This window comes from Sodalinema gerasimenkoae IPPAS B-353, assembly GCF_009846485.1.
In the GTDB taxonomy this organism is placed as follows: domain Bacteria; phylum Cyanobacteriota; class Cyanobacteriia; order Cyanobacteriales; family Geitlerinemataceae; genus Sodalinema; species Sodalinema gerasimenkoae.
The window spans coordinates 2,550,765-2,571,269 of sequence record NZ_ML776472.1; the positions used below are offsets into that span (position 1 = coordinate 2,550,765).

The 20,505-nt window shown below is 49.7% G+C and carries 24 protein-coding genes and 1 pseudogene; 17 read left to right on the forward strand and 8 right to left on the reverse strand.

What is annotated here, in order from left to right; all coding sequences use genetic code 11:
* Window positions 1–3 precede the first annotated feature (3 nt).
* Window positions 4–1,008: a chlorophyll synthase ChlG gene (gene chlG, locus L855_RS11180; RefSeq protein WP_159788032.1), complete on the reverse strand. Its 1,005-nt coding sequence runs from the start codon at window positions 1,006–1,008 to the stop codon at window positions 4–6.
* A gap of 318 nt (window positions 1,009–1,326) precedes the next feature.
* Here chlG and L855_RS11185 point away from each other — a divergent pair, with 318 nt between their 5' ends.
* The 9 genes from L855_RS11185 (at window position 1,327) to L855_RS21880 (ending at window position 9,415) form a co-directional block, all read left to right on the forward strand.
* Entirely contained in the window at window positions 1,327–2,637 is a 1,311-nt protein-coding gene (locus L855_RS11185) for a DNA cytosine methyltransferase (RefSeq protein ID WP_159788034.1), read from the forward strand.
* A gap of 95 nt (window positions 2,638–2,732) precedes the next feature.
* Complete coding sequence (locus L855_RS11190; RefSeq protein ID WP_159788036.1) at window positions 2,733–3,005, forward strand: DUF2281 domain-containing protein; 273 nt, start codon at window positions 2,733–2,735, stop codon at window positions 3,003–3,005.
* A complete protein-coding gene (locus L855_RS11195; RefSeq protein ID WP_159788038.1) occupies window positions 2,995–3,384 on the forward strand; it encodes a type II toxin-antitoxin system VapC family toxin in 390 nt (129 codons plus the stop codon). Before L855_RS11190 ends, L855_RS11195 begins: the two co-directional genes overlap by 11 nt.
* A gap of 626 nt (window positions 3,385–4,010) precedes the next feature.
* Window positions 4,011–4,970 carry a DUF4365 domain-containing protein gene (locus L855_RS11200; protein ID WP_159788040.1) on the forward strand — a complete coding sequence of 320 codons (960 nt, stop codon included), beginning with the start codon at window positions 4,011–4,013 and terminating at the stop codon, window positions 4,968–4,970.
* 638 nt (window positions 4,971–5,608) lie between these two features.
* Window positions 5,609–5,821 carry a hypothetical protein gene (locus L855_RS11210; protein WP_219729904.1) on the forward strand — a complete coding sequence of 71 codons (213 nt, stop codon included), beginning with the start codon at window positions 5,609–5,611 and terminating at the stop codon, window positions 5,819–5,821.
* Between the two features lie 168 nt (window positions 5,822–5,989).
* Entirely contained in the window at window positions 5,990–6,955 is a 966-nt protein-coding gene (locus L855_RS11215; protein ID WP_159788042.1) for an arsenic resistance protein, read from the forward strand.
* Window positions 6,956–7,688: 733 nt separating this feature from the next.
* Entirely contained in the window at window positions 7,689–8,372 is a 684-nt protein-coding gene (locus L855_RS21870; protein ID WP_246198816.1) for a B12-binding domain-containing radical SAM protein, read from the forward strand.
* Entirely contained in the window at window positions 8,353–8,568 is a 216-nt protein-coding gene (locus L855_RS21875; protein WP_246198817.1) for a hypothetical protein, read from the forward strand. Before L855_RS21870 ends, L855_RS21875 begins: the two co-directional genes overlap by 20 nt.
* Window positions 8,522–9,415 carry a B12-binding domain-containing radical SAM protein gene (locus tag L855_RS21880; protein ID WP_246198818.1) on the forward strand — a complete coding sequence of 298 codons (894 nt, stop codon included), beginning with the start codon at window positions 8,522–8,524 and terminating at the stop codon, window positions 9,413–9,415. The genes L855_RS21875 and L855_RS21880 overlap by 47 nt, the downstream gene beginning before the upstream one ends.
* Window positions 9,416–9,558: 143 nt before the next feature.
* Here L855_RS21880 and L855_RS21165 read toward each other — a convergent pair whose 3' ends face one another.
* Complete coding sequence (locus L855_RS21165) at window positions 9,559–9,705, reverse strand: hypothetical protein (RefSeq protein ID WP_192925026.1); 147 nt, start codon at window positions 9,703–9,705, stop codon at window positions 9,559–9,561.
* Between the two features lie 49 nt (window positions 9,706–9,754).
* Between L855_RS21165 and L855_RS11230 the strand changes: the two genes are divergently transcribed.
* From L855_RS11230 to L855_RS11250, 6 genes and pseudogenes are all read left to right on the forward strand, one after another.
* The gene (locus L855_RS11230) at window positions 9,755–10,057 is read left to right on the forward strand and encodes a nucleotidyltransferase family protein (RefSeq protein WP_159788044.1); all 303 of its coding nucleotides are present in this window, start codon (window positions 9,755–9,757) and stop codon (window positions 10,055–10,057) included.
* Window positions 10,044–10,412, forward strand: a pseudogene (locus tag L855_RS11235) (HepT-like ribonuclease domain-containing protein). Before L855_RS11230 ends, L855_RS11235 begins: the two are co-directional and overlap by 14 nt.
* Before the next feature lie 362 nt (window positions 10,413–10,774).
* Window positions 10,775–10,915, forward strand: a complete 141-nt coding sequence (locus L855_RS21455; protein WP_219729905.1) for a hypothetical protein — start codon at window positions 10,775–10,777, stop codon at window positions 10,913–10,915.
* A 2-nt stretch (window positions 10,916–10,917) separates the two neighbouring features.
* Entirely contained in the window at window positions 10,918–11,121 is a 204-nt protein-coding gene (locus L855_RS11240; RefSeq protein WP_246199526.1) for a PDDEXK family nuclease, read from the forward strand.
* 146 nt (window positions 11,122–11,267) lie between these two features.
* On the forward strand, window positions 11,268–11,483 hold the full coding sequence (locus tag L855_RS11245; RefSeq protein ID WP_159788046.1) for a hypothetical protein: 216 nt from the start codon (window positions 11,268–11,270) through the stop codon (window positions 11,481–11,483).
* Window positions 11,483–11,860, forward strand: coding sequence for a type II toxin-antitoxin system VapC family toxin (locus L855_RS11250; protein ID WP_159788048.1), 378 nt, complete (start codon window positions 11,483–11,485; stop codon window positions 11,858–11,860). Before L855_RS11245 ends, L855_RS11250 begins: the two co-directional genes overlap by 1 nt.
* Before the next feature lie 451 nt (window positions 11,861–12,311).
* Here the strand turns inward: L855_RS11250 and trxB are convergent, their stop codons facing one another.
* Window positions 12,312–13,697, reverse strand: a complete 1,386-nt coding sequence (gene trxB, locus L855_RS11255; RefSeq protein ID WP_159788050.1) for a thioredoxin-disulfide reductase — start codon at window positions 13,695–13,697, stop codon at window positions 12,312–12,314.
* 141 nt (window positions 13,698–13,838) lie between these two features.
* On the opposite strand from trxB, the gene stpA reads away from it, so the two are divergent.
* Both stpA and L855_RS11265 read left to right on the forward strand, forming a co-directional pair.
* Window positions 13,839–15,161 carry a glucosylglycerol 3-phosphatase gene (gene stpA / locus L855_RS11260; RefSeq protein WP_246198819.1) on the forward strand — a complete coding sequence of 441 codons (1,323 nt, stop codon included), beginning with the start codon at window positions 13,839–13,841 and terminating at the stop codon, window positions 15,159–15,161.
* Window positions 15,085–15,834: a glucosylglycerol 3-phosphatase gene (locus L855_RS11265; protein WP_281349496.1), complete on the forward strand. Its 750-nt coding sequence runs from the start codon at window positions 15,085–15,087 to the stop codon at window positions 15,832–15,834. Before stpA ends, L855_RS11265 begins: the two co-directional genes overlap by 77 nt.
* A gap of 4 nt (window positions 15,835–15,838) precedes the next feature.
* Here the strand turns inward: L855_RS11265 and cutA are convergent, their stop codons facing one another.
* The 5 genes from cutA to L855_RS11285 all read right to left on the reverse strand — a co-directional run bounded on the left by cutA (window position 15,839) and on the right by L855_RS11285 (window position 20,014).
* Window positions 15,839–16,183: a divalent-cation tolerance protein CutA gene (gene cutA, locus L855_RS11270; protein WP_159788054.1), complete on the reverse strand. Its 345-nt coding sequence runs from the start codon at window positions 16,181–16,183 to the stop codon at window positions 15,839–15,841.
* Window positions 16,184–16,248: 65 nt separating this feature from the next.
* Window positions 16,249–17,388, reverse strand: a complete 1,140-nt coding sequence (locus L855_RS21885; RefSeq protein ID WP_246198821.1) for an ABC transporter substrate-binding protein — start codon at window positions 17,386–17,388, stop codon at window positions 16,249–16,251.
* Between the two features lie 86 nt (window positions 17,389–17,474).
* Window positions 17,475–18,020 carry an ABC transporter substrate-binding protein gene (locus tag L855_RS21890; protein ID WP_246198822.1) on the reverse strand — a complete coding sequence of 182 codons (546 nt, stop codon included), beginning with the start codon at window positions 18,018–18,020 and terminating at the stop codon, window positions 17,475–17,477.
* A 300-nt stretch (window positions 18,021–18,320) separates the two neighbouring features.
* On the reverse strand, window positions 18,321–18,524 hold the full coding sequence (locus L855_RS11280; RefSeq protein WP_159788056.1) for a hypothetical protein: 204 nt from the start codon (window positions 18,522–18,524) through the stop codon (window positions 18,321–18,323).
* A gap of 149 nt (window positions 18,525–18,673) precedes the next feature.
* Window positions 18,674–20,014 (reverse strand): tetratricopeptide repeat protein, encoded by a 1,341-nt coding sequence (locus L855_RS11285; protein WP_159788058.1) that lies wholly within the window; start codon window positions 20,012–20,014, stop codon window positions 18,674–18,676.
* Window positions 20,015–20,505 lie beyond the last annotated feature (491 nt).

Consider the following 20,505-nt stretch of genomic DNA (forward strand, 5'->3'; position numbering starts at 1 on the left):
TCCTTAAAGTCCGGCATGACCGATGGCTAAACCGGTGACCAACATTCCCAACACAAGGAAGGGTTGGGCACTGGCTTGGTATTTGACATCGTTTTCCAGGGGATCTCGCAAGAAATACATATCTTGGAAGGTGATTTGGGGAATAATCAGCAGAATCAACAGTACTGCGTAGGCGTTTTGTTGGATGCTCATCAGATAGGCGGCGATTCCGGCTTGGAAGACATCGATGGAGAGGACGCAAATCCAAGCGGCGGTGGTGACACCGAACATGACGGGGAGAGATTTTAGCCCCAGTTGGCGATCGCCCTCAACGCTCTTAAAGTCATTGACAATGGCGATTCCCAGGCCGGCGAGGCTGTAGAACATGGTCAGGAAGACAATGGTGAGGTTGAGTTCACCAAAGAGGGCATGACCGGCACACCAGGGGAGGGTGATATAACTTGCCCCCAGGGCGTAGTTGCCCAGCCAGCCGTTTTGTTTGAGTTTCAGGGGTGGGGCAGAGTAGATATAGGCCAGGAAGGCTCCGACGACGGCAATGGTGGTAATGGTGGGATAGTCGTTTTGCGCCCAGACATCTAAGCCATAGGCGAGAATCCAGCCGCCAATGAGCAGGATAAAGACCTGGGCTTTGACTTGGGGGATGGAGATGGCCCCGGAGGGGATGGGGCGATAGGGTTCGTTAATCGCGTCGATTTCGCGATCATAGTAGTCGTTGATGGTTTGGGTGTATCCGGTCATCAGGGGACCTGAGAGCAGCATACAGGCGGCAGCCATAAGTACGTTTTCTAGGCTCCAGGTGTACGATCCGGATGAGGCGGCCCCACAGACGACTCCCCAAATCAGGGGAATCCAGGTGATGGGCTTCATCAGTTGTAGGCGAATTTTCCAGACGTTGGTTTCGCCGGACTGAGCGCCCTTCATGCCCATCAGTTGACGCGCTTTGGAGCCTTTGACGTCGGGTTTGGGGGCGTCGTTATTAGCGGGGGATGGGGTTTGTGGGTTAGACATAGTTGAGAATTTGAGCGTTGAGGAGAGTCTGGCTCGGTGAGCTGATTAGGATGGATAGTTATGTGAATCCTGTCTAGTGTAATATGGGCGATCGCCGAGTGGGTCCGTCAAGAGATTAGGATGGATAGTTATGTGAATCCTGTCTAGTGTAATATGGGCGATCGCCGAGTGGGTCCGTCAAGGGTCTCAGGGCGCAGGTGAGATCCCGCTTTCTGTTAGAGTACAGTCTTTTGAATGGTGCAATCGTCATGGAGTCTCAGGGCGCAGGTGAGATCCCGCTTTCTGTTAGAGTACAGTCTTTTGAATGGTGCAATCGTCATGGCGCGACCGACTGCGATCGATCTATTTGCTGGGGCGGGGGGGATGAGTTTAGGCTTTGAGCAAGCGGGGTTTGATGTCATCGCGGCGGTGGAACTGGACCCGATTCACTGTGCGGTGCATGAGTATAATTTCCCCGATTGTCTGGTCATCTGTGCCAATATGAGCGAGATTTCGGGCCAGGACATTTTAGAGCGGGCCGGGGTGGAGGCGGTGGATGTGCTGTTTGGCGGCCCTCCCTGTCAGGGCTTTTCCTTGATGGGAAAACGGCTGTTAGATGACCCCCGCAATGCTCTGGTGTCCCATTTTATTCGTCTGGTGAAGGAGATTGGCCCCCGCTATCTGGTGATGGAGAACGTCAAGGGGATGGCCACAGGGAAACAGCGTCAGGTGCTGGGGGAGGCGATCGCGGCCTTGGAGGCGATCGGCTATGGTGTGGTTCAACCACCCCAGGTGCTGAATGCAGCTCATTATGGGGTTCCGCAACATCGGGAGCGTCTCTTTTTGTTGGGCTATCGTCAGGGTTTGACACCGCCTCAGTATCCCGAGCCGACGACTCATCCGGCTCGGGCAAAACGTCTCAACGCCCATTTATCGAAGCTTCCCGCGTCGCCGACGGTGCAAGAGGCGTTACAAGACTTGCCCAATATCGAGCAATATGAGGCGTTATGGGGTCAAGACTCTGTTGAGGCAGAATTCGGGATCCCGAGCCAGTATGGGGCAATTTTGCGCGGGTTAGAGGTTGATTGGGGGGACTATAGCTACCCTCGTCCGCTGAAGGAAAATTGGCTGACCAATAGTGTGCGATCGCATCATCGGGAATTGTCCATTGAGCGATTTCGCAAGACCAAACCGGGAGAGAGGGAGCCGGTGAGTCGCTTTTTGCGCCTACATCCCCAGGGGGTTTGTAATACGTTGCGAGCAGGAACCCCCAGCAGTCGGGGGGCGTTCACCTCACCTCGTCCCATTCACCCGCAGCTTCCCCGCTGCATTACGGTGCGGGAGGCGGCGCGATTGCACAGTTATCCTGACTGGTTCCGCTTCCATGTCACGAAATGGCACGGGTTTCGGCAAATTGGTAATTCGGTTCCTCCTTGGCTAGCTCGGGCGGTGGCTCAATCAGTGCGGGAGTCGTTGGGGTCTGGGGTTGAGCGTCCTCAGATTATGTCTGAGTTGGGGGATGAGGGGCTGTTGTCCCTGACGATGACTGAGGCGGCGGCGCGGTATGGGGTGGCGGCCGATGCGATCGCGCCTCGGCGGCGGCTGGTGGATTCGTCGCCGGAGAGGGTTTCGGGCGATCGGCTAGACTGAACATTACATCAGGATTGAACTGCGTCAAACTGAGGTTTACAGCCGATGGTTTAATCGGTTACGGGATAATTGAGCAATAACCAGGACACCAAATCATGGATAGCATTTTACAAACCCTTCAACAGCACGCCGCTGCCTTGCCGCCCACATTGCAAGCAGAATTACTGAATTATGCCATCTACCTGACGCAAAAAGTGCCGAATAACGCCGCCCCAAGCAGTGCTAGAAAGCAAAAACGGGAACGCCTTTCTGAGGCATTGGCGCAGGCGGCTGCCTTAAATCCCTATGGCGATATAGCCGATCCGGTGGCATGGCAGGACGAACAACGCCGCGATCGCCCTTTGCCAGGAAGAAACGATGCTGATTGACAGTAATTTGATTATTTATGCCACCCAGCCACCCTATACAGGCTTACGTGATTGGTTGGTGGATTATGCTACTCACTATTCTGCTGTCAGTCGCTTGGAAACCTTGGGGTATCACCGGCTAAGTGATGCAGAAAGGCAGGTAATTATGGCAATTTTGGATAACTTGGATATTTTGATGATCGGCACAGTCACAATTGAGCTTGCCGTTGCACTGCGCCAACAACGGAAAATGTCATTGGGTGATGCCTTGATTGCAGCAACCTGTCTGGAATATCAACTACCGTTGGCAACTGCTAATGATAAAGATTTTGACTGGATCGATGGTTTGACAATCCATAATCCTATGAAAGAAGAAGATAAAGGTACACAAGGCCTATAAGCAAACAGGAAACCAAGACAATGAAGCTAACGGAAAAACTAATTTTTTTGCCCAAACTGCGCTTTTCTGAGTTTCGGAATGCAGGTAGGTAGGAGGAGAAAAAGTGAGGGGAATTTTATTAAAATCGACCTGAATATGGGGTCAATGCTCCAGCAGTACCTTACCCTAAAAATTCACCTGCTTATTTGAAAATAACTAATATTCCTGAAGAAAGTTATTTTCTTGGACATAAACAATCTCTATAGACATAAAAGCAATAGATGGGAATTATTTAAAGGGGTTGAACTTAAAAGAGTTGTCCAATTTGACTCTTACGAATCAATTTTTGAAGAGTACATCAACCTAATTGTTGGCACCTTAAGGTGTTCAAAAGGATATTGCTAGCTTGAGCGAAGTCTCATACAGAATCCGCAAACCATAGCCCCTTTTAACACAAAAACTCAAAATCAATTCAAGGTTTCGCAGATAGGGACATTACGATAAAGACCGCAAAGTAGGGTTTTCAAAACTGGATTATATATCATAGCTTCTAGATGCTATGATACTTTTCAAACTTTCAAAATATCGGGCATAGTGGTATAGTCGATAGAAGTATTCATAAGCAAGTTCAGGGTAACGTTTCATCCATGTCTAATTCTACTAAGCAGGATCATCGTGGAATACTTTATGTCAAAAGAGTTGTGTGTTCTGACTGGGATTCGAAATGGCAAGAAATTGATCGTGAAAATGATGATGGTATAGACGGAATTATTAATCTAAGGCGTGGTCAAAAACAAACCTCTGCGATTACTTTAGTTCAGGTAAAATGTGGGCCAGGATATCGAGCAGATACAAAAAGCCGTCCCAATCACATAATTGTAAGGGTAGGGAAAAAGTATATTAAAAATCATCTACCTCGGTGGAACATACACACATGTCCTGTGTTAATGATTTATGTTGATCCTTCCAGGAATCTTAAAGAACCTGAGGCTTGGTGGACTGACCTAAAAAGCCCTGAATCTTACACGAGAGATAATGAACATATCATCATTTTGCCAAAAAATCAGAAATTTGGTCCTCACTCCAAAGGAGATTTCTTCAAGCTTTGTGGACCAAAAGTAAATTATACACAACTTCCTGATCTCAAATTTACATCCGATGAGTTGAAACAAGGTTCATTCAGCAGAAGCATCAAGGAAAATGCTCGAAGTTATTATAACGATTGGAGAAACGGCACTTCACAAGATCGTACAAACCCCGATCTAGGAGAAATTATTATCAATCGTGTTGGCTGGAGACATATCACAAGAAAAGATCGTTTATCTCTTGCCGTATCACAATCTTTTCAGTTATTGCCTGTAGCTGCAAGGATAATTCAAGAGGTCACTCCTGCTAAAACGTTACGTTCCTGGGAAGGGGAAATGGTTGAACAAGAAACGATATTTTATGATCTTCTTTGCCTAGACGCTCAAATCTATTTCCCTCATAGACAGCCTACGGTAGTTCGTGTAGTTCTGAGGAGGCGACGAGCCTTTTCAGATGCTACTGAAACCAGCACTTCTCATATTTGGTTTTATTCGGTATTCGAACTTCATAAAAAGAATTAGCCAGACATACACTCATGGCGGTTTGGACCTAACGCTTCTCCAAGTGTTTCCACATGGCACGCCAATATTCCCACTATGCCATGGTTACGCCTGGCAGTTGGTATCGTAGCATATTCTTGACAGGCTGGCAATATATTTCAGAAAAGTTAATCACCATAGTCTGTGGCAGGGTAAAGCTATCAAAATCTGGAATTTCTAAGATTGTCATTAATATCGTAATTTGTGCAACTTGTTCAAAATAGTGACATTAATGACTCGGTCGCCTGCGATCGCTGTAACCAGAGAATCATTGAAACTACGCATCTTCCTGTCAAGCAAAATTTGATGCGTTTGCCCGGTCTGGCTATCCCTTTCTATCCGTCCTCAATTTGGTCAATTTGCTAGACTGAAAGTATCGATTAGACTGAGTTCACCGATGACCCTTGCGATCGCCCAACTCAGACAATACAAGCCACTCAGCTTGGACGAGTTCCTCGCTCGTTATGGTGGTGATGATCGCTATGAACTCATTGACGCAGAGGTGTTTGACTTAGAACCAACCGGTCAGCATGAGGGGGTTGCAACGTTCATCACCGCAATAAATCTCTGTTGGGATCGACGGAATAGGCTATCGCTGACGATAACCAGGGCGGCGGCTGGTGGATTCGTCGCCGGAGAAGGTGTCGGGCGATCGGCTACACACAACGTTCGAGGTTTATACTGCGAAGGTTATCTGGGATGGAGAGTATCGCAACATTCCCGTTAATGAAGCTGAGACTGACCCCTTGATTGGCATGAGTTTACTGTATGGTTACGACTTACAGATTCAAGCCATAGATGGTGGTCGCGTCACAATTGAAGCGTTGAGGTAGATCAAGCAACGCCGCGATCGCCCCTTGCCAGGAAGAAACTATTAATGATAAAGATTTTGACTGAATCGATGGTTTGACAATCCATAATCCCATAAGGATTGAAGTATTTATATACATTTTGGTATTAAAAAAATGTGATTTAATAGATGGAAGGCTATTCATAAGAATGTGACGATTTTCGAAAAAATCCAGCCCTTTCTGGTTCTAAGTTCCGTAATATTGGGTTTAAGTTTAGGACAAAATGCCGCCGCTTCTCAAATGGCATCAATCCTCATCGTGCCGCTTTTAGCTCTCATGCTTTATGCTACGTTTATTCCCCTTGACTTAAAAAAGTTTCAGGAAACAAGAGGCAAGTTAAACGTTGTTTTAATAAGCTTGGGAATCAACTTTGTCTGGACTCCTCTCTTCGCTTGGGGACTGGGGGCAGTATTCCTTAATTCAGTTCCAGATGTTTGGGTCGGGTTTTTAATGCTAATGGTCACGCCCTGCACAGATTGGTATTTAGTTTTCACAGGGATTTCTGCCGGTAATGTGGCATTAGCAACGGCGTTACTGCCCTTAAATTTGATTCTACAGGTTCTCCTATTACCGCTGTATCTCCTGATTTTTGCTAATCAGCTTGTGGTAATAAATCCGACTCAATTTCTCAATAGTCTTGCGTGGGTCTTATTGCTTCCATGGCTCTTGGCAATCTTGTCGCGACAGTGGATTCTCCGGGCAAACAGCCGCCGTTATTTTGAAGTCAATTTGTCTAAGATTTCTTCGATACAGGTTATGGCGCTCAATGGAGCAATTATTGCCATATTCACCTCGGAGGGACGAAGTTTAATCGACCAATCTGATATTTTATTGACCCTTGTTTTCCCCATTTGTCTGTTCTTTATTTGTAACTTTAGCTTAGCCTATTTCGTCAGACAGCAATTTAAATTATCTTACGAAGATTTTGCTTGCCTAACCTGTACCACGTTGGCTCGCAACTCTCCTTTATCTTTGGCGGTTGCGGCTTCGGTCTTTCCTCATCAACCTTTGATCACACTTACGTTGGTGATAGGCCCATTGATTGAGTTACCGACGTTGGTTTTGGTCTCTCAGCTTCTCCTGAAGATTCAGCAACAGGAACGATGGAGGGGTTAAATCCAGGGTCTCCAGGATATAACGGTGTGATTTGTTGCATTGAATACAAAACAGGGGAAGCCACCCCTAACCCCTACCAGGAGGGCAACCCACCCCTAACCCCTCCCAGGAGGGGATTTTTAGCTAGGATTTGGATTTACTATCAGTTTTACTTATAACCCTGAACCCTGAAGACCTGCTAATTAGGACATCACTCCTTCATCCAACGAAAACCGGCATTTATCCTGGTTCTGAGGATTCTCACATATCTGTAGATTCTGGTGGGCGGCTAAAAATTCCACAATTCTGAGGTAGCTGATCTCCGATAAATTCGGCGAGAATACCTTAAAAGCAGTCTGGAAATAAAATACTTTGGGCTACACTGGACAATTCCTTGAAATTTGCTATCTTAGGAGAAATGCAATTCCTACAGATGGTTGTGTGAATTGTTTGATTTGATTGTATGAATTGTATAAGACAGGACTGAAATACATCTATCCCCAAATCCAGTCCTCCTGCCTCGGGTATCTGTTATGTACCATTTTTTCCCATTGGCGGATATCTGTGGCTAGTCATTCCAGACCTCATAGTGCAAAGGATCACGAGAGCGTTGAGTTTGCCATTCTGCTTGTTGGGACAACAGAATTAGAACTCTTGATGTATTCTTGGGCACTTCTATAATATTCCGACTAAAAACCCTTGGCGTAAATCTCTCGATTTCTGCTTTAACCTGAACTTAAAATAAGGAGCTTTCATGAAAGCGCTATTACTATACCCTCAATTCCCTCAGTCTTTTTGGTCTTACGATCGCTTTATGGAATTGGCCGGACTCAAGGCAACCATTCCTCCCCTGGGAATTATTACCGTTGCGGCTCTATTGCCCTCCCATTGGGACATTCGCTTCCGCGATCGCAACGTCGCCACTGAAACCGATGAGGATTGGCAATGGTGCGATATTGTCATTCTCTCCGCCATGCTGGTGCAAAAGACTGACTTTCAAGCCCTGATTCGTAAAGGGGTTCGTTTGGGCAAACTCGTCGCCGTCGGCGGTCCCTATCCCACCTCGGTTCCCGACGATGCCTTAAACGCCGGGGCACAGTTTCTGGTTCTCGATGAAGGGGAAATGACCATACCGCCATTTGTCGAAGCCGTTGAGCAGGGAGAAACCCAGGGAGTCTTCCGTTCCTTGGAGAAACCCGATGTCACCCAAACGCCTCAACCTCGTTTTGATCTCCTGCAACGGGATGCCTATCTAATGATGGCCATGCAATTCTCCCGAGGCTGTCCCTTCAACTGTGAATTTTGTGACATTATTTCCCTCTATGGTCGTAAACCGCGCACCAAAGACCCAGAGCAAGCATTGGCTGAACTACAAACCCTCTATGACTTAGGGTGGCGAGGCTCTCTATTTATCGTCGATGAAGCAAGCATTGGCTGAACTACAAACCCTCTATGACTTAGGGTGGCGAGGCTCTCTATTTATCGTCGATGACAACTTCATCGGCAATCAGCGCAACGTGAAGCGCTTTCTGCGGGTCTTGATTCCCTGGATGCAAGAGCATAAACTTCATCGGCAATCAGCGCAACGTGAAGCGCTTTCTGCGGGTCTTGATTCCCTGGATGCAAGAGCATGACTATCCCTTTACCTTTATTACCGAAGCATCGGTGAATTTGGCGGAAGATGATGAATTGCTTGAACTCATGAGTGAGGCTGGCTTTTACGCCGTCTTCCTTGGCATTGAAACCCCAGATCAAGATAGCTTACAAGTCACAGGTAAAGTCCAAAATACCCGTGCGCCCCTGGTTGAGGCCTGTCGTCGGATTAATGATGCCGGCTTGCTCATCTATGCTGGGTTTATTCTCGGCTTTGATGGGGAACGCGCGGGGGCCGGCGATCGCATTCAAGCCTTCGTTGAGCAAACCAATATTCCTCAGCCGATGTTGGGCCTACTCCAAGCCTTACCCAACACAGCTCTCTGGACTCGGCTCAAACGGGAAGAACGCTTATTAGGCGAGAGCAGCCATCTCACCGGTGACCAGAATAGCTTAATGAATTTCGTCCCCACCCGGCCCATCTCTGAACTGGCCAAGGACTATGTTGAAGGGTTTTGGCAGCTCTATGAACCGCAACGGTATTTGCGGCGCTGTTTACAGCAATGTCTGCAAATTCGCAGCGGCAAAACCAACCGGCAAACGATGCAGTTTCCTTTAAATAAGGGGTTGCCCTTAATCATGCAATTGATCTGGCATCAGGGCATTCGTCGCCCCGAGATTCGCGGGCAGTTCTGGCGTCAACTTTGGACAATTTTGCGCCAAAAACCTCAGATGCTAAACCTGTATCTTGGCTTATGCGCGGCTGGGGAACATTTCTGGGAATACCGAGCTTTGGCACGGGAGCGAATTCAGCAACAGATTGGCTACGATCCTCTGGAAGTCCCTGCCACAGCAACACCAACCCCAGAGTCGATGCTCGTCCATTAGGCCCTATCCTGTCGAGGGCGGTGCGATCGCTGCCTAAGCAATGACTCCATTTTGCCCTCAGTGCAGATGGAGTCAGCTGCATCTTCTATCAGTCCTTTCAATTGGGTCAATTTGCTAGAGTGAAGGCATCGATTAGGCTAAGTTTACCGATGACCCTTGCGATCGCCCAACCCAGACAACGCAAGCCACTCAGCTTTGACGAGTTCCTCGCTCGTTACGGTGGTGATGATCGCTATGAACTCATTGGTTGAGGGCGGATCGGTAGCGATCGCCGCCTCGCCATGCAACATCCTACGTTATTATATGAAGCCAATGTCACGAGTCATTGGGGATTGCAATATGAAAACATTACCGATCGCCCTACCACAAGCAAAAATCGAGCAATTTTGCCAACAACATCAGATTTATAAGTTGGCATTATTTGGCTCAGTGTTACGGGATGACTTTACAGAAGACAGCGATGTGGATGTGTTGGTGGAGTTTCTGCCGGGAAAAACGCCGGGGTTGGCGATCGTAACCATAGCCGATGAACTCAGTGATATCTTAGGGCGGGTCGTGGACTTACGAACCTCTGGAGATTTGAGCCGCTATTTTCGGGATCGAGTACTACAGGAGTCTGTGCCGATTTATGAGCAAGGTTGATGATTTAACCCGTCTTCGGCACATCCGCGATGCGGCAATGAAGGCGATCGCTTTCGCTAACAATAGAACCCGCGACGATTTAGATCGAGACGAGATGCTAGCTCTGGCGCTTATTCGGCTAATTGAGATTATTGGAGAAGCTGCAAATCATGTTTCTATGGATTTTCAGGCTGCCTATCCACAGATTCCGTAGCGTCAAATTGTGGGAATGAGAAATCGAATTGTTCATGCCTATTTTGATGTTGATTTAGATGTAATCTGGCAGGTAGTAACGACCGATTTACCGGGACTACTCGACGCGACCAATCAAGCGATTCAGCAGTTGACATCTGGAGACGAGAAGCATGAGGAATGACAATCCCCATCGTTCTTAGGTCATACCGCCTCAAACCTATACCCCAAATGCTCCCCAAATTTTAAGTCTGGGGAGCTATTTTAAACCTCGTCCAAGCCTACGCTACGAGACGGAAGCCGTTGAGCCTAAATGCTCGTCAATTCCCTGACGATATTCGCTCTTTTGCTTCACCCCCTTATACTCAGCCACCTTGGCCTTCTCTTTAAACAGAAGTGTTAACAACCGTCTCTGAAAAAATACGCAATAATGTAGGGGCGAATGGCCGTTCGCCTTCGTAAAAAACCGAAGCAGCGACAAGCAATCAGAAGGGGACTCACCCATAATTTGGTAGACTAAAGGCATTGATTTAGATCAGTTGACGGATGACCCTGGCGATCGCCCAACTCAGACAACGCAAGCCCCTCAGCTTTGACGAGTTCCTGGCTCGTTATGGTGGTGATGATCGCTATGAACAAACTGGCAAAACGATTATGCCCGAAAGGTCGAAGACTATGCGACATTAGGTATCCCTGAATGTTGGATTGCAGACTACGGAGGATTGGGGGGGACTCGACACATCGGGAAGCCCAAACAACCCACCCTCTCTGTCTGTCCCCTAGTGGATGGAGAGTATGAAATTCAGCCGCTTCGAGGTGATGAGATGATTGTCTCTCCCACGTTTCCAGACTTGAGACTGACGGCCGAACAAGTGTTGAGAGGACGTCGCTAGCGATCGCCCCCTAGAATAACCCGACTTCGCACTACCCCCCCGCCCCTCGATGTTTACTTCAGCCCGGAGCGCTCTCTCCAGGATTGTCAGCTAGACTTCCCTTTGAGTAAGACGTTCAGCTTTTTTGTACTGTACTGATATACACCATGACGCTCGACGAACTCATTCCCACGATTGTATCCCTCTCCCATGCCGATAAATTCCGGCTGGTGCAAATTGTGTTGCAACAACTAGCAGAAGAAGATGGGGTTGAAACACAACAGTCTCCCCCTTTCGATCCACGCCAGTTTTTTGGTGTTACTCAACAGCCAAAACAAGTGATTGATGATTACTTGGAAAGTGGCCGCGAAGGTTGGCTCTAATGAATTATTTAGTTGACACAAACATTGTGATCTACTACTTTAATGGCTTGACTGATGATGAAGCCATTCATACCATACTTGCCAACAGTTTCCAGATTTCAATTATCACAAAAATAGAATTTTTAGGCTGGGGACAGTTCGCATCCGATCTCGAATCTCATGCCAAAGCCAGGGCATTCATCAGCCATGCCAAAATAGTTGACTTACAAGGTGTTATCGCTGAACAGGCTATCCTGCTAAGGCAGCAATTCAAAACTAAAACGCCCGATGCTATTATCGCAGCAACAGCTTTAGTTAACGACTTAACCGTTGTTACTAACAACACAGCCGACTTCAGCCGTTTAGGCGTGAAAACTCTCACTATTAACCTCAAATAACCTCAAATAAATCTTGTCTCTTACCCTGGCAGAACAAAACCGACTGAATCAACGTCATCCAGGCAGACTTGGAAGTATAGCTAATGCGATAACCGCGAATAGTCCCAACAGTACACCAGCGACAGCCCACAATTTCCTATCCCGTTTTTTTCGCTCTGCCATTATGTAGCAAGCCCAGCCACACATAGCCCATCCAACTAGCGTTATTAGAGTTTACATAGCCTTCTTGTCGTCTTTATTACAACCGTCGTAACGGATATCGCCCACAACCTAACTTCCCGATCGGCTTCCTGTCAACGCAACCACACTCTAAATCCGCTGAGATGGATAAAATTTTACAAAAGTTATTGAACGACGATTATCGAAAAGTTTAGGTCATACTGGCTCACACTCAACCTTAAAACGCTCCCCAAACTCAGAATTTGGGAAGCGTTTTCAACCTCGTCTAAGCCTACGACACGGAAGCCGTCGAGCCTAAATGCTCGTCAATTCCCTGACGATAGTCGCTCTTCTGTTTCACCCCCTTATACTCCGCCACCTTCGCCTTATCCTTAAACAACTGAATCGTCGGGGTTCCAATCACCCCAGCCGCTTCAGCAATCTCGGGGTCTTCCTCGATGTCAATCTCCACATAGTGAACCTGGCCCTCATACTCATCAATCACCTGGTCAAAAATCCCCTTGAGGATATGACAAGGCCCACAGGTGGGGGCGACATATTTCACAATCAGCAGGCGATCGCTCTCATGGTACAACTTCCGCAGGGCATAACTCCCCCGGTGACGGGTATTGTTGATGTCATAGACCTCCGCCGGGTCTACCGCCTCTTCAGGTTCCGTCTCCGTCACCTCAGCGGCTTGTTCTTCCTGATGGAACTCCGTCGTCAGTCCCTTCTGTGAGAGCCAACGTTCCGCTAACATCGCTCCCATACAGCCACTTCCCGCTGCGGTGACCGCTTGGCGGAACTCGTGGTCTTGGACATCTCCCACGGCGTACACCCCCTCAACGGAGGTTTCAACGGAACCATTGTGGGTTTTTATATAGCCGACTTCATCCAAGTCAATCTGTTCTTGGAAAATCTGGGTGTTGGGAGTATGGCCAATGGCGTAAAATAAGCCCTGAACCGCCAAGGTTCCCGTTTCCTGAGTTTGGCTGTTGATAATGTTGACTCCCTGCAACTTGCCATTTTCCCCGTAGACATCCGTGGCCTGGGTGTTCCAATGGACTGTAATCTTGGGATGGTTCAAGACGCGGTCTTGCATGGTTTTACTGGCCCGCATCTCATCGCGACGTACCAGCAGATGGACATGAGAGCCATATTTGGTCAGAAATACCGCTTCTTCGGCCGCAGTGTCCCCGCCCCCAATCACCGCCAGTTCCACATTCTTGAACTGAGGGGCCGCCCCGTCGCAAATGGCACAGGCGGACATACCACTGTTCCAGAAATCCTCTTCATGGGGGAGATTTAACCGCTTGGCTGTGGCTCCCGTGGCGATGACGATACTATGGGTTTTCAACTCTCGCTCGTCGGAGCGAACCGTGAAGGGACGCTGACTCAAATCCACCGAGGTGACATCTTCGGTATAAAGTTGCGCCCCCCAACGCAGGGACTGAGCCTTCATGCGATCCATTAATTCCGGACCAGTGATACCATCGGGGAATCCTGGGTAGTTCTCGACTTCTGTGGTGGTCATCAACTGTCCACCGGGAATCCCGCCCATTTGATAGCCTTCAAATACCACCGGCTTCAGGTTGGCTCGGGCGGCGTAAATCGCGGCAGTATAGCCCGCTGGCCCCGAGCCGATAATCACTAGGTTTTCAATGGCTGTTTCGCTCATGGGATTTATGTAAATTCATAATGACTATGATTATTAAATGATAGTATAGGCTGGACTAACAAACCCATACTATTCTCTGGGAGAATCCCCCCATTCTCTTCAGGCTAACGAACATTCACGTACTTCTTAACCCTTTTTTCCATGACTGCTTCCCACACCGCTCCCCACCTGCTTCTCCATGAAATGGCCTTGTCCTTGGATATTGACAAGCTGGCCAATATTTTCGCCAATGTGGAGAATTTGCTGATTATCCAAGACCTCGATGGCGTGTGCATGGGGTTAGTGAAAGATCCCCTCAGCCGCCAGATGGATTTGGATTACGTCCGGGCGACGAAAGCCTTTGACGGCCATTTCTTTGTCCTGACCAACGGGGAGCATCTGGGGCAGCGGGGGGTGAATCGCATCATCGAGAAAGTGACCCAAAGCGCCATCTATACGCGCCAGGAACGGCTCTATTTGCCCGGTTTGGCTGCCGGAGGGGTTCAATGGCAAGACCGGGATGGAGAGGTCTCTCATCCGGGGGTGAGTGAAGCGGAGATGACCTTCTTACAGGAGGTTCCCCAACGGATTCGCCACTGTTTACAGGAGTTCTGTCAGGCTCATGAGACGGAGATTCCCGGGGAGGTTCAGCATCTGATTGAGGCGGCGGCGTTGGATAATGTGGCCTCGCCGACGGCGAATTTGAATGTGTTTTATGAGCGGTTGCGCGATCGCACCTCAACCTATGTGGCCCTTCAGGAGAGGATGCAGGGCTTAATGGAAGATCTGCTCGCCGATGCCGCTAAGCAGGGTTTAGAGGACTCGTTTTTTGTCCATTATGCGCCGAACTTGGGACGGGATGAGCAGGGCATGGAAATTGTCCGTTTTGCCAAACCCGGCGATTCAGGAACCACAGATTTTCAGTTTATGATTCGCGGCGCAATTAAGGAAGCCGGCGTGGTGGCCCTGTTAAATCGCTATTATCACCGTCGTACTGGGACGGCACCTCTGGGAGAAGATTTTAGCGTCCGTCAGGCCCCCAAACAGGAAGAGGAGTTGTTAGACCTGGTTCAAGCCAAGTTTGACCCGCAAATCATGCCCACGATTATTGGTGTGGGGGATACGGTCAATAGTACCGTTGAGGGTGAGGGAGATGAGCGGACTGTTCGCCGAGGAGGGAGCGATCGCAACTTCCTTCAACTCATTCAAAACCTGGGACGACGGTTGAATAAGGGCAATTTAACCGTCTATGTCGATAGTAGTGGCGGCGAAGTCAAGAACCGCAAAGCCGTCGAAGTGGAACTGCAAGAACGCAATGGTAAAGAGGTTCCCGTCGTGGTGTCGGGCCCCGGAGATGACCGAGATACCGAGGACCCCTTAACCCTCAATGTGGTCTTTCGGGGGGGTCATGAACAGTACAGTCAGTTCTTCCAAACCGTGGCCGAGGCCCGCCGAGAAATCTCTCGCAATCAAGGTCTTAGGTGAACTACCCGACGCTGACCCGATCGGGTACAGCGCGGGATTGGGACGGGATGAGCAGGGAATGGAAATTGTCCGTTTTGCCAAACCCGGCGATTCAGGAACCACGGATTTTCAGTTTATGATTCGCGGTGCTATTAAAGAGGCGGGGGTGGTGGCCCTGTTAAATCGCTATTATCACCGTCGCACTGGGACAGCGCCTCTAGGAGAAGATTTTAGTGTCCGTCAAGCCCCCAAACAGGAAGAGGCGTTGTTAGACTTAGTTCAAGAGAATTTTGACCCGCAAATCATGCCCACCATTATTGGCGTTGGGGATACGGTCAATAGTACCGTGGAGGGTGAAGGGGATGCGCAGACCGTTCGCCGAGGAGGGAGCGATCGCAACTTCCTGCAACTGATTCAAAACCTGGGCCGACGGTTGAATAAGGGCAATTTAACGGTCTACGTCGACAGCAGTGGCGGCGAAGTCAAGAACCGCAAAGCCGTCGAGGTGGAAATGCAGGAACGCAATGGGAAGCAAGTCCCAGTGGTGGTGTCGGGCCCCGGAGATGATCGCGATACTGAAGACCCCCTGACCTTAAACGTCGTCTTTCGGGGCGGTCATGAACAGTATAGTCAGTTCTTCCAGACCGTCGCCGAGGCCCGCCGAGAAATTGCCCGCAATCAAGGTCTCAGTTGACCTTTCAGGTAACATTGTGGCTAATCCAGTTGAGATAGGCCGCTGACCCCATGTCGATGGGGAGAGCGATGATTTCAGGAACCTCATAACTATGGAGCGCCTGAACTCGCTCTTGCAGGGAATGGAATTGGCGACGGTGGGTTTTAATCACCAGTTGCCATTCTTCATCCTCCTCGATCTTGCCTTCCCAGGTATAGGTGGACTGAACGGGGAAACGGGATACGCAGGCCGCCAGTTTCTCCTCGACGAGAGTGCGGGCAAGGGTTTTCGCTTCTTCAGCAGAAGCGGCGGTGACGAGAACAATCAGAGTGTCAGACTCGGCCGCATCGGGGAAGTTTTCATCAGCCATAACCATTTTTAATTTAAATCATCTTTCCGTGACCCGAACTGGACTTCCCAGACGCTCTAGGGAGGTTAGCGGCCAATGGAGGCAAAGGGAAGCACTTGCTGGGTCTTGCTCAACGTTACTCCGGAAATATCGGCTTGGGCAAAGGCATAATCTTTATTCTGCCAAAGGGGGATATAGGGAACCTGATCGACGACAATTTCCTGTAATTCCACTAACAGGCGATCGCGCACCTGGGGATCAGAGGCTTGACGTTGAGCCTGTAAGAGTTCATTGGCCCGGGAGTCATAGAAAAACGAGCCATGGTACTGGGTTTCCCCCAAACGACAACCGGACTCGGGCGATCCTTCCTGACATTCCAAAAAGGGTTTCACGTAGTTGTCCGCATCGAAAAAGTCCGCATACCAAGACAGGAGAAAGGTGGGATAGACCCCCTTATCTAAATAGCCATAGGCGGTGGCGGCCTCCACGCTGCGAGGCTCAATGGTCACTAAGTCCTCTAAATCTCGTTCTGCCAAGGCCTGTAAAATGGTGGCACTGAGACGACCGGGAACGGAACTGGAGGGAAACCACATCTCAACCACTAAGGGACGTTCGGCAGAAAAGCCGGCCTCGCGCAATAACCCTTTGGCGTTCTCAATATTGCCATCCCCGTAGCGGTCTAAAAATAGAGGGCGATGAGCCTCAAACGCCGGTGGAATCAGACTATAGAGGGGTTCGGCCTGACCGTAAAACACCCGCTCATTCAACAGCGGTCGATCCATGATGGTCGCTAAGGCCTGACGCACCTCCAAGCGATCGAAGGGGGGCTGATTGATGTTTAAGACTAAATAGGAAATGGTGGTACTCTCGGCTTCGACGACCTGAAACCCTGCCTCTGGGGCCAGTTCTTGGAGGCTGTGAATTTGATCAGGATCGAGTTGTTGATAGGCCACATCCACCCCCCCAGTGCGGAAGGCATTATAGAGGTTGGCTTGGCTGGAAAAGCGCCGCATATCAATTCCCTGATTTTGGGGGCGATCGCCCCAATAGTCCTGAAAAATCTCAAAACCGACGGAATCACTGCCATAGGTTCCCAGGCGATAGGGGCCGGTTCCCACAAACTGACTGGGGAAGAATTGCCCTTCACCAATTTCATAGGCCGCCGGGGAAATGGCACAGAGATCCCACAAACTGACTGGGGAAGAATTGCCCTTCACCAATTTCATAGGCCGCCGGGGAAATGGCACAGAGGCCTGGAAAGGTCAGCAGCGCGGCGAAGCCTGCAAAGGGATAATTGAGGGTTAGGGTCAATTCATACTCCACCTGGAAAGGTCAGCAGCGCGGCGAAGCCTGCAAAGGGATAATTGAGGGTTAGGGTCAATTCATACTCCCCCGTTGCCTCAATGTCTCCGAGTAAGTCCCCCAGGAGAAAGGAGGCTCGTCCCTTATTATCGCGAAAACGTCGCAGGGAAAAGGCCATGGCCTCAGCATTGAAAGGGGTTCCGTCATGGAAGACCACATCCTCACGCAGGGGGATGGTATAGGTCAGTTCATCATCACTGAGGCGGGGTAAATCGGTGGCGAGGGTGGGGACTAAGGTGAGATCCCCTTGCTCGTCGAGTTCATAGCGGTATAGGGTTTCTCCCAGGTTGGCGATCGCCAACATCGAGGACTGTTCATAGGCATCGGCGGGGTCGAGGGTGACAATCTGGGCGGTGGTTCCCAGGCGGATGCGATCGCCCACGGAGTCCACTGTTCCCCCATCGGGGTCTACTTGCCGACAACTGACGACCAGGACGATACAAAAACTGATGATGCCAGTTAGGGTGCGCCAACGTCTTCTGCCAAATCCTCTCATGGGGGTTGCCTCAACTGTCCTAGGGGTGATGTCGCTCGGGTGAGTCTTGCCTGATTATCTTAGCGGAGACTGGGGGGGCTGTTGGCCCAAAAAAATCCCCCAAGTTGGGGGTTAAGCGCATTAGGCGCACAAGCGAGTCAAAATTAGCTTGCCTAACGTTTGAGTTTTAAAAAAGTTTTGGGTTAAAATCGAAAGTTAACGCTGGGACATTAAAGGTTTAGATAATCGATGCTGTTCAAACAGACGTGACTTTCACTCAGGCAGCAGTTAAATCTGATATTTGGGTGGAATCGGCGAGCATCAGTCTAAAATCTTGAGCCAACCCCGGCGGACCGCATGGAAGATACGGTTCAAAACATCCTCATCCTCAGAACTCAGGCTATTGCTCAAGACAACGGACTTGAGCGTTTGGCGTTCGGCACGCGTGAGATGGCCAAGATTCCAAACCCGGGCAAACATTTCGTCGAGGGGAATGGGTTGGCTGAAAGTTTGGGTCGTCATCATCGGGAGGAATTACCTTAGTTCGATAATCTTAGTATTACCTTTATATTTCAGTTTTACAGCGATCTCCTTCAAGTTTTTAGACGATCGCCAACACGACAATCTGTGATAAATATCACAAATGACCCTTATCCTCCCTGAGAGTGGGGAATTTAGGCGTTCCATTCCTGAAGCTGTTGCTGCACCGCAAGGATGACATCCTGCCATTCCCCTCGCCGCGACTGACGAAAGAGACGCACGCTGGGATACCAAGGACTGCGATCGCCCTCTAACCCCCAACGCCAATCAGGAATCTTTGCTAACAGGACCCAGGCGGGTTTTCCCAAGGCCCCCGCCAGGTGAATGACAGCGGTATCGACACTAATCACCAGATCTAGTTCTTGCATGAGGGCCGCCGTATCCCAAAAATCCCGGATTTGAGGCGCGAGGTCAATAATTCGCTCATCAGCCGCCAGGGCCGCCTGTTCCTCGGGCCGGACTGGGGTCTGTAAGCTATAAAACTGAATGTTAGGACAGTCAAACCAGCTTTGAACGGCGGCCAAGGAACAGGAGCGATCGCCATCTTTGCGATGGGTGGGACTCCCAGACCACACTAAACCCACTTTAGTCCTGCCCCGTTTGGGGTCTGGTAACGAGGGACGGCAATGGGGACTTAAATATAAATAGGGAACTTGGGCCGGGAGGCGACTGGGGGGGGTCTGTCGTAAATGGGGCAGACTCATCAGTAAGGCATGTGCATCCCAGGGGGGGATGGGGTCTTCTGTGGAAAAGAGGCGATCGCACCCCGGAACTCCCTGAAATAGGCGCAACAGAGGCGGCCGACACCGTAACCAGACTCGCATCCCCTCGGCGGCTAACTCCGGCACATAGCGGACAAACTGGATGGCATCACCAAAGCCCTGTTCGGCCAATAATAAAAGAGTTTTCCCCGGTAACAGCTCTCCTTGCCAGATTAAATCTCCCCGAGGGAAGTTATCCGCTAAATCGCGCCGGGAGGGACGGGCTTCATAATCGGCAAATCCCCGCTGAAAATCCCCCTGGAGCAAGCGAATTAGGGACAGGGTACTGCGGGCCTCGTCCCAATCAGGAACCAGCCCGAGAACCGTCTCAAAACAGGCGATCGCCTCATCGAGTTGCCCTAAATCCCAATAGATATAGCCCAAGTTGAACCACCATTGGGATGCTCCCTGATTTAAGGCCACGGCTTGACGATAGGCGAGTTGGGCCTCCTCCAGGCGCTCAATCTGTTGCCAGGTGCGGCCCAAATTGGCGTAGCCGGTGGCGCAATGGGGATGATGCCGCAGTAGCGCTTGATAATAGGCGATCGCCCTTGACCACTCCTGTCGCTTAAAGGCAATCCCCCCCAGCAGATTTAATACATCCAAGCGCTGAGGCTGTTGTGCTAAGAGCGTCTCGCAGATGGCGATCGCGCGATCGTACTCCCGGGCTTCATAGCAGCCTAACGCCGTCTCAAACTCCATCTCAAACTCCATCACCGGCCATCCATCATCAGTATGAGGTCAGGGGCGCAGTCACCAACGCTCAAGCCACTCCCGCAGAAAAATTTAGCATTCTTTATACGAGCGCCTCAAACCCGCGATCCCCAATCAACAAGACCTAGCCAGCAGACCCCTGACAAGCTTTCGGCTCCCTTAACCTCTCAAAACCTTAATTTTGTTTTTGTAACTATTTAACATAAATAAAGGTATTAAACCGGTAAAAATAGCGTTAAAGAAGCTTAAGAGATTATGAAGAGCCTTAGAGTTCCTTGAGTAAATCTTAAATTTATCTAAAGGCTTCAGAGACATTAAGTTTAATGTTGCAACCCTTTTAATCTCCAAACACATCCCCCATAATGCAAACAACAAGAGGACGAGCGATCGCCTCGTGACAACAACTCAACCCCAACGAGTTCGCCCAAGCCCGGGTGCGATCGCCCAAACCCTCAATCAGAACTATCAGTTAGAACTAAAGGAGAAAATCG